This is a genomic window from Streptomyces virginiae (assembly GCF_040638905.1).
Lineage (GTDB): Bacteria > Actinomycetota > Actinomycetes > Streptomycetales > Streptomycetaceae > Streptomyces > Streptomyces virginiae_B.
This window is the reverse complement of the sequence record NZ_JBEZYV010000039.1, coordinates 1-12,661: the sequence shown is the minus strand read 5'-3', so window position 1 is coordinate 12,661 and position 12,661 is coordinate 1. Positions and strand designations below refer to the sequence as shown.

The 12,661-nt window shown below is 69.5% G+C and carries 11 protein-coding genes and 3 pseudogenes; 3 read left to right on the top strand and 11 right to left on the bottom strand.

All coding sequences use genetic code 11. The features are described 5' to 3' along the window. Window positions 1-21 precede the first annotated feature (21 nt). The gene (locus tag AB0F82_RS33020) at window positions 22-750 is read left to right on the top strand and encodes a glycine-rich domain-containing protein (protein WP_362634228.1); all 729 of its coding nucleotides are present in this window, start codon (window positions 22-24) and stop codon (window positions 748-750) included. A gap of 262 nt (window positions 751-1,012) precedes the next feature. On the opposite strand, the gene AB0F82_RS38825 is transcribed toward AB0F82_RS33020, so the two are convergent. The 3 genes from AB0F82_RS38825 to AB0F82_RS33010 all read right to left on the bottom strand — a co-directional run bounded on the left by AB0F82_RS38825 (window position 1,013) and on the right by AB0F82_RS33010 (window position 2,874). Further along, window positions 1,013-1,195, bottom strand: coding sequence for a helicase associated domain-containing protein (locus AB0F82_RS38825; RefSeq protein WP_436842233.1), 183 nt, complete (start codon window positions 1,193-1,195; stop codon window positions 1,013-1,015). A gap of 175 nt (window positions 1,196-1,370) precedes the next feature. After that, window positions 1,371-1,556, bottom strand: a complete 186-nt coding sequence (locus AB0F82_RS38820) for a hypothetical protein (protein ID WP_436842232.1) — start codon at window positions 1,554-1,556, stop codon at window positions 1,371-1,373. Window positions 1,557-1,611: 55 nt separating this feature from the next. After that, on the bottom strand, window positions 1,612-2,874 hold the full coding sequence (locus tag AB0F82_RS33010; RefSeq protein WP_362634225.1) for a hypothetical protein: 1,263 nt from the start codon (window positions 2,872-2,874) through the stop codon (window positions 1,612-1,614). 393 nt (window positions 2,875-3,267) lie between these two features. On the opposite strand from AB0F82_RS33010, the gene AB0F82_RS33005 reads away from it, so the two are divergent. Continuing rightward, on the top strand, window positions 3,268-3,588 hold the full coding sequence (locus tag AB0F82_RS33005; protein ID WP_362634222.1) for a hypothetical protein: 321 nt from the start codon (window positions 3,268-3,270) through the stop codon (window positions 3,586-3,588). A 176-nt stretch (window positions 3,589-3,764) separates the two neighbouring features. Here AB0F82_RS33005 and AB0F82_RS33000 read toward each other — a convergent pair whose 3' ends face one another. The 6 genes and pseudogenes from AB0F82_RS33000 to AB0F82_RS32975 form a co-directional block, all read right to left on the bottom strand. Then, complete coding sequence (locus tag AB0F82_RS33000; protein WP_362634220.1) at window positions 3,765-3,914, bottom strand: hypothetical protein; 150 nt, start codon at window positions 3,912-3,914, stop codon at window positions 3,765-3,767. Window positions 3,915-3,928: 14 nt separating this feature from the next. Beyond that, the gene (locus AB0F82_RS32995; protein ID WP_362634357.1) at window positions 3,929-4,384 is read right to left on the bottom strand and encodes a hypothetical protein; all 456 of its coding nucleotides are present in this window, start codon (window positions 4,382-4,384) and stop codon (window positions 3,929-3,931) included. 152 nt (window positions 4,385-4,536) lie between these two features. Then, window positions 4,537-4,701 (bottom strand): annotated as a pseudogene (locus AB0F82_RS32990) (hypothetical protein); the annotation flags it as partial. A 1,081-nt stretch (window positions 4,702-5,782) separates the two neighbouring features. Further along, complete coding sequence (locus AB0F82_RS32985; protein WP_362634218.1) at window positions 5,783-7,123, bottom strand: competence protein CoiA family protein; 1,341 nt, start codon at window positions 7,121-7,123, stop codon at window positions 5,783-5,785. Between the two features lie 932 nt (window positions 7,124-8,055). Next, window positions 8,056-8,258, bottom strand: a pseudogene (locus AB0F82_RS32980) (tyrosine-type recombinase/integrase); the annotation flags it as partial. A 340-nt stretch (window positions 8,259-8,598) separates the two neighbouring features. Then, window positions 8,599-8,803: pseudogene (locus tag AB0F82_RS32975) on the bottom strand (hypothetical protein); the annotation flags it as partial. Between the two features lie 360 nt (window positions 8,804-9,163). Between AB0F82_RS32975 and AB0F82_RS32970 the strand changes: the two are divergent. Further along, entirely contained in the window at window positions 9,164-10,267 is a 1,104-nt protein-coding gene (locus AB0F82_RS32970; RefSeq protein WP_362634215.1) for a S8 family serine peptidase, read from the top strand. 22 nt (window positions 10,268-10,289) lie between these two features. On the opposite strand, the gene AB0F82_RS32965 is transcribed toward AB0F82_RS32970, so the two are convergent. Next, on the bottom strand, window positions 10,290-10,610 hold the full coding sequence (locus tag AB0F82_RS32965) for a hypothetical protein (RefSeq protein WP_362634340.1): 321 nt from the start codon (window positions 10,608-10,610) through the stop codon (window positions 10,290-10,292). A gap of 94 nt (window positions 10,611-10,704) precedes the next feature. Beyond that, the gene (locus AB0F82_RS32960; RefSeq protein WP_362634212.1) at window positions 10,705-12,069 is read right to left on the bottom strand and encodes a hypothetical protein; all 1,365 of its coding nucleotides are present in this window, start codon (window positions 12,067-12,069) and stop codon (window positions 10,705-10,707) included. Window positions 12,070-12,661 lie beyond the last annotated feature (592 nt).

The following is a 12,661-nucleotide window of genomic DNA, read 5'->3' as shown; positions in this document are numbered from 1 at the left end:
CACATCCCTTCAGGAGGGCTCATGCACGCAGTTACTGTCCCTGGCAGCCGGCGCACCAGCCGAAAGTGGGCCATGGCCGCCGCGGCGACGGCAGTAGGCCTCGTGGTGCCGTTCGTCGCGGCCGCGCCTGCTCACGCCGCTGCCTCGACCTACAACGCCTCCGGCACCTACACCTTCACCGTGCCGGGCGGCGTCACCAAAATCACCGCCTCGGTAACCGGGGCCGGTGGCGGAGGCGGGGGGAGCAGGTACGGTGCCTTTCCCTTTGCCGGCCAGGGCGGAGGCGGTGCAGGCGGCGGCGCCACGGTCAGCTGCACCCTGACCGTCACCCCCAATTCCAGCCTGACCATCACCGTCGGGGCAGCCGGCACCCCAGGTCCACTCCACTACGGGGGCGGGGCCGGAGGTACCTCCTCCGTCACCATCGGCGGTACCCAGCGGGCCACCGCCGGTGGCGGCGCGGGAGGAGCAGGGCCTGCCGGGGTGTACGGGGGTGTTGGGGGTGCTGGCGGGGCCGCCGTCCTCTGCAACGGCACCGCCGCCACCCTCCGTGCCGGCAACCCCGGCACGAAGGGCGGGAACGGCGGCGTCGAGAGCAACAGCGGAGGCATCGGCGGAACGGCAGGAGGGCCGGTACCGGCATCCTGCACCGCCAACACCGGCCGAGGCGGGGACGGCGCCGCCGGCGGCGTCTTCACCGGGTACGCCGGCAATCCCGGCAACCCGGGCTGTGTGGTCCTGACCTACTGACAACACCAACTCACCGGGGACGGCCGCCGCCCCAGCCGCCGCAGGCGGGCAAGGCGCCGACCACGCCGATCACGATGCAGCGGTCGCGGTGGCGTGTACGGACACCCCGACCGCCGGGCTGCCGGCAGCGCGCAAAAGCGCCGATGCCGAGCGCGGTGCTCCCCTGGAGCACGGAGACGCTCGTGGCCACGCCGGCCCTGGCGATCCTTGCCCAGGGCTCAGCGTCGGTTCGGATCGGCTTGGACGCCGACCCATCCCCGCATTACGCCCAGTCCATGCCGAGCTCAGCGAGGGCGGCGAGCTGGTCGGCGCTGAGCTTGTCGCGCCGGCTCTTGGTGTTGGAAACCCATACGCCCAGCTTCACAACGACCGGCTCCGTCTCGCCGTCGACCGCGATCTCCTCAGAGTGGCCGCGCGGTACAGGCTGGTGCCCTTCCCGCTCCACCCACTGCGCGAGTGCCGCAAGTCCGCGCTGGAACGCCTACTGCGTCTTGCTCGGACCCCTTCGCCGCGTGACCGGCGGCGGGGGCGGGGGAGGGGGCCTGGCCGGGCTGGACGCCCAGCGCGGTCAGCCGTTCCTGCTGCTCGGGGAAGAGCCGCGTCCAGGTGGTCGGCTGTTTCTATTGCTGTAGCCACCATCCGATGTCGTCGCCGTCCATGAGGACGCCGGGTGCGATGTCGGGCAGGTGGCCGTCGGCGTCGACCAGGTCCGCGAGGACACGGTAGTGGCGCTGCCAGTTGAGCGGCAGCGCCCGCCGCGCATGGCTGGAGCCGATGCGCGACGGGTGGGAATCGGGCTCTGGCACCCGTCTGCCGCAGGCCGAAGACTGCCTGGCTTCAGGGGGAGGTGTCGGGCGGTCGTCAGAAGGCGGCGTTCTCGTAGGCCCAGTTGTGCCACTCCCACCAGGCCGTGTGCGTCTTGGAGCGGTTGAACGTGTGGTTCCTGGCGCGCGTGCCGTTCTGCTTGTCGACGGTGATCACGTAGCCGTACACCTCGGGCTTGGCCCGCCCCTCATACGTGAAGGGCAGGTCGAGGAAGTAGCCGTGCCAGTGGTTCCGTTTGACGAGCAGGGTGTGCAGAGCCCGTGCGGTGTTGTAGTTCCACCGGGGCTCGTTGTCGAGCGCGGACAGGGCGTAGATGCCCTCATTCACGTCGCCCCAGAACACGACGTGGGTGTGGTTGGGGAAGCGGGACCGGTTGCCGTGCATGTAGCGCTCGAGGTCGGCCAGGCCCATGTCCTCGCGCAGGTACTGGATCTGCTGGTGGACGCTCCTTCTCGACTCGTAGCCGACGTAGAAGTCCCACCGCCGGTTGTGCCGTCCGAGCTTGCAGAACGTTTCGGCCTGGCTGGGCATGTGCTTGTACAGGAACGCGAAGCGGCCGGTCTGGGCCTTCATCTGGTTCAGCCAGGTGGCGCCGCCGTTGTGGATGCGTTTGAAGTAGGCACCCATGCCGCCGCCGGGGACCATCAGGGTGTGCGTCTTGAGCCAGTTCCCGGTGCGGGCGTTGATGCCCTTGGCGATGTACAGGGCACGGTTGCGGACCTCGGCGCAGTTGTTGAGGTTGGTCTCCACCGGCATCACGCCCTGCAGTGCACCGGCGATACCCTCGCGCCTGGCGCGCTGGATGAGCGCGCTGATCTCCGTGATGAACTCATCCGCGCCAGGGTGCTTGTTGTAGGCACCCCAGGAGCGGTCGCTTCGCTGCAGCCACTGGCGCTTCCACAGGTAGACCTTCATGCCGCGGCGGTTGAGCTCGCGCAGCAGCTTGATGACCTCGTCGTCGCGCTGCTTGAGCGTGGTGCCCTGCGGCAGGTCGCCCAGGTTGGCGGCGCGCAGGACGACCGTGCGGAAGTTGTTGTTATTCAGCGACCCGGCGGCCGTGCCGTAGGACAGGCCGGCTGTGTCGAAGCGGGTCGTGAGCGTCGTGCTCGTGTCACCAGGCTGCGGCGTACGGTGCGCTCCGCGCCATTTGATCCCGCGGATGCTGTCAGGGTTCTGCGAGACCGGGGCGGCCGCGGTGGCGAGGGCCACGGCGGGCTCGGCGCCCAGCGTCCCGCCCGTCACCGCCGCACCGGCGACGGAGATGCCGATTCCGAGGAACCGGCGCCTTGTTGTTGCCATGAGGGCCTCCTCGCGACCGCTCGGTTGGTGGATTCGGTGTACCGGCGCCCGCACGACCCCGCGGCGGCATCACAACCTGGGTCACCCGTTTGGCGGGGCGAGTTCACCGCAGGAACGATTGCCCGCCCGTCCTCGTGGCCAGGTCTCCCGGCCACGAGGACGCCACCGAGCCGCACAGCCCCGGCCGTAGCTGCGGCGCATGGTGGTGTAGGCGATTTACCGCCCGGCGACAGGGCGGGGCGCTTAGGTGCAAACGGGGGCGCGGGCTGCGCCCCCGGCAATGCTTCAAGGCGCCGCCCGCCGTGCAGGGGGCAATCCGTCACCAGGCAGTGGTGACGCCTCTACCGTCCTGGCAGGCGTCACAAGACGCCGGTGACCACCAAGGGGAAACGCATGCGCAAGATCCTCATGTCGCTCGGCGCGCTATCCGCGGCCGGCATGCTCACCGTGGGGCTGACCACGTCCGCGCAGGCGGCCATGGGCACGCTGTACATGACGCAGGCCGGGCAAACCACGACGTACACCAACCCGAAGCAGGGCTTGTGCGTCTCCAGCGACCCGGCGAAGGGTGACGTCACCTTCACGAACCGGACCAACGGGGTGGCGTGGACCTACTACGAGCCCGGGTGCGACCACGTGTACCAGGTCGACTACCTGCGGGTCGGCCAGACGCTCACCCTGCGCGCGGGGTGGTCGATCCGCATGCTCCAGTGACCTGCATCGTCCGTGTGCTCGCCGGCGGCCGGATTGACCGCCGGCGAGCACACGCATGTCGCGGGGCGTGTGTGCAGGCCGTCTGTCGGGCGGCCGGAGAGGTCCGGCAGCGGTCGCGCAGGGAAGGCACCGCGGCCTCGGAGCGGCGAGTGCCGCTCCGGGGCTGGTGGAAGGTGTCAGTCTGCGATCTTCACGTACGTCAGGTAGGAGCGGTCGCCCTGGAAGGCGGAGGCTTCGAGTGTGGCGTCGTCCAGGCCGTTGCCGGGTCCGCCGCCGTGGAGGACGGCCTGCACGCGGACCGTCTTGGAACCTTCGGCCTCGGACACGGTGACCAGCCCGGTCAGGGGTGTGGGGCCGTGCGTGCAGTGCTGGAAGCGGGTGTCGCTCGCCGCGCGGAACTGGTGCTGCGCCGACTGGCGGGGCCAAGCTCGACGGCGCCGGACTGCGCGTGGACCAGGCGGACCTCGGTCCACAGATTCGTGCCGCCGCCGTCGTCGATAGTCGCGCAGATGTTCGTGTCGATGTCGCCGGTCACCAGGTAGACGCCGGGGTGGGGGAGCGTGGCCTGCAGGGTGGTGTTGGCCCAGGTGTCGTTGGCGCGGGTGGGCCGCAGGTCGACGTCGGGCACCGGGGTGGCGGCCTCGCCGCGCACGGGCGTCAGGTAGGCGCGGACCGTGTAGTCCTGCGGGCAGTCGCCCGCTGCGGGCGACGCCACGACGATGTCGACCGACTGCCGGTTGTCGGCGATGCGGGTCGGCGCCGGTCCGCATGTTCCCGCGACGCGGGTGCGCGGCACGAGCAGGCCGGACGGGGTGCACCGCAGCGCGTTGCAGGGGGTGGGTCGATGTCCACGCCTCCGCACGGGTCGCAGCACGGTGAACCGGGGGAGGGCGGACGGGAGCAGGGGTCGCAGCAGGAGGAGGCGCTTTCGACGCAGATGGTGACGGTGTCGGTGTTGTTGCCGGGGCGGGGGTCAGTCTCGTTGGCGTCCGCGGTGGCGGTGTTGGTGAGGGGGCCGGCCTGGGTGGCCTTGGCCCGGAGGGTGAGGGTGGCGGTGGCGGTGGCGGAGACGAAGGTCGCGGTCGACCTCTGTCCGCAAGGTGGGCAGCGCATCGGCCTCAGCGCTCCGGCAGAGCGCTGACACCCCGGTTGCGACCGCTTTGCCCATGTCGCTGGCGTCAGAGCGCGTCCACCTCGTCACCGCAAGGCCGGGACTTGTCGTGGTCGGCAGACGTCCCGCCTCGCGGTCCTGACCGCGCTCGGCGTGGACTGGGCAATTGTTCCCGCCGACCGGGCCAAAAGCGCTCCGGGTGACCCATGACAGTGTGGAGCGTTGTATCACGGCGCAGGTGTGACCGTGGCCGAACTCCGCCGCGGCCGCCGCATCAAGGGGGGAAAGGCCAGTACGCCTACCGCGCTCCGCCGTACGGGTGGCAGGCGCACAAGAAGGCTGACCGAGGAGGAGATGGAGCAGGCCGGGGCGAGCCCGCGCCAGGCAGCTTCGGACAGTCGCGGCCGCGCTTGACGCCTCGCGGGGAGCGTGGGCATCCGGAGACCGTCCGGCGGATGCTCGCGAACACGACCGACCGGCCGCCGACCCTGCGTCCGCGCGAGCGCGGGGCGTAGGGACAACGAGGGCCCGGCCGGTCGGCCGGGCCCTTCTGCCTGTCCTCGTCAGGAAGCCGGGGGCGGCGTCCCTTGCGCCAGCTGCCCGACCGCCGCCATCCGGGCCGAGTTCCACCCGGGTTGGGGCGCAAGGCTCCGGGGCAGGCTGTTCCTCCGCGACCGAGACCCTTCAGCTCCCCTTCGGGTCGCGCTTTCCGCCTTTGCCAGTCCCTCGGTCCATGGGCTGGCCGGGTGATGCAGCAGGGTCGTGCTTGTTGCCTTTGCCAGTCCCTCCTCGCTCCACTGGCTGGCTGCCCGGAGAGTTGCCGGGCTGGTTCTGAATGTCGTCGCGCTTGCCGATCAGACTCACCTCTTCACGGTGGTGACTGCAGGACTTCATCAGAATGCCACTCATGGATCTTTCCGACATTTCGTCCGTCGTGTCTGTTCGTGAGCCCGGGCCACGGTCAGCGCGGCGAACAGGCCGAGCTGCCCGTTCATCAGTGAGCGGGCCGCCGGTCCTGCCGCCCCTGGCATGGATAGAAGTCACCCAACGCTGGGGCCGGTCGCAGATGCCCACCAACGGCGCCTACTGACTCGGATCGACGGCTTGAGGGTGCGGGAGTGCCTGGGGTCCCCAGAAGCTGCGGGGCCGGTGCCGGTCGCATCGCCATCCGGCTGCGTAGAAGCGGGCGGGCTGGCCGCATGTCGGGTTGCCGGTTTCGCAGCGTCCTCGGTGGAGGGTAGAAGCCGTCGGTGCTTGAGGAGCCGCAGGCGCAGTCGGTTCGTCCAGCTCCGGGGGGTCAAGGGTCGGCTCCGTCCTGGGTGCCGGGATCAGCTTGTCGATCGTGATGGCGAGTTCCACGCTGGTGATGCCGCGCGGCTTCAGGGAGGCGCTGGGTTTCCAGGTGTCCTCGCCGAACCGGCAGGTCGTGTCCGCTTCCCTGCCCGAGTAGTGGATCTCGTCGTCCAGCATGTCTGCTTCGGTGAGGTCCGGGCTGTCCACGCTGCGGTAGTCGGCCCACTTGTTTCGGTCCTTGAGGGGGACCCACAGGTGGCTGCCCGCGCGGGCGTCTTTGCGGGAGGGCACGAAGAGCGGTGCGATGTGACCGATGGCCGCGCCGATCAGCGTGCGGCCGACGGTGACGCTGGCGACGTCGCCGTCGAAGCTGGTCCACCCTGAGGCTTCATCGTCCATGCGGCGCGGGGTGTCCCACTGCAGGTGCACCTTGCCGCACCCGGTCTTGACCTTGCCGTCCGGGCAGGGCCGCTGGGCGGCGGCGACGCAGTGCCATTCGGCAAGGACGCGGTATCCACCGACCAAGGCCAGGTCGGCGGCGTTGCTGATCTCCCGCCAGGTCACCTGGTTGGTCAGCATCCAGTTGGACCGGTTGACCAGGTGGAACGTGTCGTCGTGAGTGATCCAGTTCGGGCTTAGCCCGGCCGCGGCGTGGGCCTTGGACCGGCGCAGCACACTGCCGGCGCTGGCGTTGTAATACTGCGCCTCACAGCCCAAATCCAGACCGCCGGCCCCAACGATGGTCACGTCGGGACGCGAGGACCGCAGCTTGGTGGACTTCTCCACACGGAATTCGAGCCCGGCCGCCTGCGCGGTACGGGCCAGGAAATCCTTCATGGCCTTGTGCCGGTCACTCTCCTCCGCCGTCATCTCATGAACGGTCGGAAGATGCGCCGCGCGCAGCCGAATAGCACCATCGGGCCCGCGGTGCTTGCGCACGTACATGAAGGGGCTCTTCACCCCGCTGAGCTCCGCCTTGCAGCGCTGCCCCTTGCTGCTCTCCACACAGACGAGCAGTTCCCGGTCCCGCTCAGCAACCGGCAGAAGGAGCTCCGTGATCACGTCGGGCGGGCTGACGCCCGCTCTCGCGAGGCCGAGGTCGTCCTTGTCCAGTTCGAGAATCTCGCCCAATCCGGAATGCCAAACGCCATTCGCCACAGATGTCCCCCACCCGGTAGCAATGCGAAGAAGGCCGCGTTTCCACGGTACGACGCATCACTGACAGCGGGACAGAGGCAGGTACCCGCCGGGCTCCCGGCGACCGAGGGCAAGCGTGGCGGCCGCCGCGCTACGGCTTCGCCCCCGCCTCCCGGTCCAGTGGGATGTGGAGGCGCTGGAGCCGGACGAACTCCAGCGCCTGGTCCTCGCCGCCGTCGACCCCTACATCGACCGCGACGTCCTCGCGCAGCAGATCGCCCGCGAGGAGCAGCAGCGCCGCGGATGTCCGAGTTCCTTGACGGATGGGGCACGGTCAGCGGAGGAACGTCCGCCTGAGCGCTCAGTACGCCTCGAAAGTCGGGTTCCCAGTCAGGGTCGGGCTCTTCGTCGTCGTTGAGTATCTGGGCTTTGATTCCCGCGAGGTCGAGTTCCCACGTCGTGAGTGTGAGACCGCACAGGCGGCACCCGAAGTGCCGGGGGAGGAACCAGACCTGCAGATAGTCCCCGTCCTGCTTGTCCCGGCCGCTTGCGAAGCCGGTGTGTCCGCACGCGGGGCATTTTGCGGGTACTGCGATCGGCCACGGAGCGGCGGTCGGCAGCGCGGAGAGACTGCTGACGAGTTCGGCGATCTCGGCTTCGGACAGGTGCCGGGTGGTCTCGGCGTACCGCTCGCGGGCCTGCCGGATTTTCGCCTGGTACCGGATCTCCATCTCGGTCATGGCCTCGGCCACCAGCGCGGTGCAGGCTTCGAGGTGCGTGCCCCAGAAGCCATCGGGCTCTGCCGACAGGGCCTTCAGCAGGGCGTTGATGTGCTCGATGCCCGCGGCCAGGAGTGCGCGACACTCGGTCACGGGCTGGCCCCACCCCATGTGGGTGATGCCGTTGCGGGACTCCCGCAGTTCCTCCTCGCGCTGGAGGCGGAGCCTTCGTGGGCGTAGACGCCGGCGGTGACGCCGATGTGGGCGTGGCCGAGGAGTTCCTTGATGACAACGAGTTCGACGCCCTGTTCCAGCAGCAGGGTGGCGGTGGAGTGCCGGAGGTCGTGGAAGCGGATGCGGCGGAGGCCGGCATTGCGGAGGAGCGTGGTGAAGGTGCGAGTGAGGTTGGTCGAGCCGGATCCGCACCCTGAACATGCCTTCATGGGAAGTGGCGTGCCCCCACCGCCGAAGTGCGGCTACCCGCAGTACGCCAGCAGCACGTAGCCGGTCGAGCTGTGCGGTGAGCACGAGCGAGCTGGCATGCATGTCCCCGAACCCAGCAGTGAGAAGGGCCTGACCCGCCCGTGCTGCGGCATCCTGCGCACGCTCGACAGCCGCCAGAGCTTCGAGGGCATCACTGGCTGCGCTGGACCTTTCGAAGCGCTCCCTCATGTCCTCGTACTCTTCTGGCGGTCCCGGCGATTCGACCATGTCGTCCCCGTCCGGCCCGGGTACAAGCTCAGCCGGCTAAGTGCCGATCACGGCGACCTTTGTCCTGGCCACACTTCTCCGTGACGTACCGGATCACCTCGAGGCGCCGACGCTCGTCGAAGTCGATGTCGACATCGGGCATGGAGACGCGCTCGGGGTTGACGAAGCGCTCGAAGATCAGGCCGTGCGGGATCGGGTCGAGGTCGCTGATGCCCATGGCGTAGGCGAGGATCGAGCCGGCCGCGGGTATCGCCGAGGTAAGCGCAAAAGGGGCCATGGGGTGATCTTGAAGTGCGAGCGCACGGTAGATACTGGCGACGGAGGGGTTGTGTCCGGCCGCGTGGCGCGTCCGGGTCGGGATTTCCCGGCCGCCGGAGCTGCCGGGGCTTGTGTGGCCTCGGGGTCGGATGGGGTGCCCACGGCCGGCCCGGAACAGCACAGCCGCCTGCAGCGGTCGGCGTCCCGTGTGATGAGGTAGGTCCGCGCGAGATTGCAGCGCACGTACCACAAGGGGGCAGGGATGCAGGGCACCGTACGACGAGGGTCGTGGCGGAGGGCGGCGGGCGTCACCGTCGCAGCGCTGGCGATTGGCGCAGGATCGGTGATGCCTGCGGCCGCCGACACAGACCGGCCGGACTACCTCACGGCCATGAAGGCTCAGGAGATGTGGAAAGTCGCAGACGGCAGCGGCATCACGGTGGCCGTCGTCGACAGCGGCTTCAAGGAAGTCCCGGGCGTGCGAAGCGAGTCCGTCCTGCCAGGCGTTTCGGTCATGTCACCGCCGGCCGGGCAGCCGGACAAGACGTACCCGGCGCACGACGATGTCGACGGGCACGGGACCACCATGACCGCAGCGATCGTCGGCGACGGCACAGGAGGCGGCCCGAAGGGCCTGGCTCCCGGCGCCAAAGTCATGCCCGTCCGCACCAGCCTCGGCACGCCCATGGCCTTTGCCGCAGGCGCCGAAGGTGCCAAGGGAATCCGTTACGCGGCCGACAACGGGGCCAAGATCATCAACTTGAGCTGGGGCGACTACTCCTCCTACCCAAGGCTCAAGGAGGCTGTCCAGTACGCCCAGAGCAAGGGGGTACTCGTCGTCGCTGGCATGGGAAATGAGGGGGAGGGCAACAACGCGATCAACTTGATCACACAGGTTCCGGGAGTCCTCGGCATAGGAGCCATCGACCTGACCGGCGAGCCACTGAAGCTGACCTCCCACGGGCACACCACGGACCTGTCCGCATACGGCAGCAAGGCCCCGATCCGCTGCAAGGACAACACCGCCTGGTGTGTGAAGGACGGAGGCACCTCGTACGCCACTGCCCTGGCCTCCGCCTCCGCCGCGCTCGTATGGTCGGCCCACCCCGACTGGACCGCAAATCAAGTCGCCCGCGTCCTCATCGAGACCGCGGGCGGCCCCGTCGACGGCTCCAAGCGCAACGACTGGATCGGCTACGGGACGGCCCGCCCGAGCATGGTGCTGCTGAAGAAGGCAGGCAACCCGGGGGCACCTGACGTCGACCCCCTGGCCCCGGCCCCCACGAACACCCCCGCCCCCGCCCCCAGCCAGACAGCTGCTGCTGCTGCGCCAGCGGAAGCTGCGGCTGCGGAAGCGGGCCTGCCCTGGCAGTGGCTGGCACTCGGCGCCGTCGTCACCGCGGGCCTCGGCCTCGCCAGCACGCTGATCGTCAAGCGCCGTCGCGGTTGACCCTTTAGCGGCCGCTCCCGGTCTAGGGCAGACATCCGGGCCCGGCCACGGCCCCGCCCCACCGTCCGCGATCCGAGTGAGAGGCCACGGCCCCGCACAGCTCAACGGCGCCTGGGCTCGGCACCGTACCGATACGCTGGCCGCTGCCGTGTCGGCCGAGGTGTACGGGAGGTTCGCCGAGGAGCCGACCCGACCCGAGCTGGAGCCGGCACAGGGGGCAGGCGATGACGCCGGGCACCGTGCGCAGCTCCTCGGCGGCCTCCCGGGCAGAACACGCTCGCGCCCGGCTGCCCATCCGGCACTCTCCCGTGTGCACGCAGGTGGACTCTCGCCGTACGCCGATCCCATGTTCGACGCCGAGACGCTCGGGCCCGGCAGATACGGAGGCCCCGCCCGATCTGATGATCGGGCGGGGCCTCGCTGGTTCTTCCCTGGTGTCAGGAGGTGAAGTAGCCGTTCAGGTCGGCGATCACGTCGGCGGATCCGGAGTTGTTGTAGAACGTGACCCGGCCGTCTACGACGGGGACGACGACGAGGTTGGCGACGGTCTGCCCGGGGGTGTAGTTGAGGTTCGACACGCCCGGCCGTGCGATCCCGTGCGGGTGGACGATCAGGTGGCTGGCCTCGGTCGGGTTCGTGACCGTGACGTTGAGGACGACGGCGGTGACTCCTTGTGCGGGGACTCCCGCGGTGCCGGTCACCTGGAGGTGGACGACATCGCCCGGACCCACGGCTCCGGCGCGGGCACCGGTGCCGTCGCGGGTGTCCAGGAGGCGGACCGCACCGGCCGCGGAGAAGGCGGAGCCGGTGGCTGCGTAGTAGCCGGTGACGTCGACGATGAGGTCGACGGAGCCGGAGTTGTTGCGCAGGTCGACCTTGCCGTTGACGGCCGGGAGGGTCACCAGGTTGGGGACGATCTGTCCGGGCGTGAAGTTCAGGTTCGACACGCCCGGCGCCGCCTGGCCGTTCGGGTAGACGGTGACGTGCCCGGCCTCGGTTGGCTGCACCGCCGTCACGTTCATCACGACCGCGGTCACCCCGGTGGCCGGGACGCCCTTGACGCCCGCGACCTGGAGGGTAACGACTCCGCCGGGTCCCACGCGCTGCATCTTCGTACCCGTACCGTCACGGGTGTCCAGGAACCGGGCCGGGGTGATCGGGTTCAGCGCGGAGCCGGCCCCGGCCTGGTCGGTGTAGTAGCCGGTGACGTCGGCGATGAGGTCGACGGAGCCGGCGTTGTTGCGCAGGTCGACCTTGCCGTTGACGGCCGGGACGGTCACCAGGTTGGGGACGATCTGCCCGGGCGCGAAGTTGAGGTTCGACACCTTGAGCGTGGCCTGCCCGTTCGGGTAGACCATGACGTGTCCGGCCTCGGTGGGATGGACGGCGGTCACGTTCATGACCACGGCCGTGACCCCCGTCGCCGGAATGCCCTTGCCCCCGGCGACCTGGAGTGTGACGACCCCGCCCGGTCCGACGCGCTGCTTCATCGCACCGGTGCCGTCACGCGTGTCCAGGAACCGGGACGGCCCGGCCGGCACGAAGCGGCTGCCCGTCTGGACGGGCGCGGGGGCGGTGACCGTGTACGCCCTGGGCAGGTAGCCCGGGGAGGGCACCCCGTTGGTGTACCTGGCGCCGTCAAGGAGCAGGTCGTACTGCCCGGGTTCCAGCCCGTTCGTATCGACGGTGACGTGCAACTGCTTACCGTCGATGCTCACCTTGATCGGCGTCAGCGTCCGCTCTTGCGAGCCGTTGCGGATCAGCTTGAGCTTGGTTCCGAAGGAGAGCCCGGTACCGCTCACGACGGCTTCGGTACGCCTGCCCGCCGCGCTGGTCGACGGGCTGATGCCGGCCGGGTCCAGCGTTGGCACAACGCAGCCGGAGTCACAGATCCCCCTCAGGTGGAAATCGACGGGAGTGCGGGACCCGCGGGGGCTCAACAGCAGGACCGCTTGGCCGGGTGCTGCGTCGGCGCTCGCACGGCAGCCGAAGGACAACCGGCTGGGGTCCCCACTGTTGCACCCGTAGCCGCTCGTCGTGGAAGTCCATCCCGGGCTGCTCAGCAGGTCCAGGTCCGGCTTCGCGCCCCCCGTGTCGGAGGTGTTGCCAGAGACCGTGAACGACTGGCCGGGCCTCATGTCGATCACGGCGCAGTAGGCCGTGGAGGTTTCGGAAAGAGTCCCGCTCCGTTCAGGGAAATCAGTGACCGAGACCTGGTTGGCGGTGCATTCGGGGGCCCAGCCCGAGGCCGTACCCACTCGCCAGGTGTCCCACTTGTCGGCCTGGCTGGTGCGCGCCTTTAGAAGTCCTAACAAAGGCGTTGGACGTGGCGGTGGGTGATGAGGCAGGTCGCGAGACCGAGGAAGGCTTCGTGGATGTCGTCGCGCCGTTCCC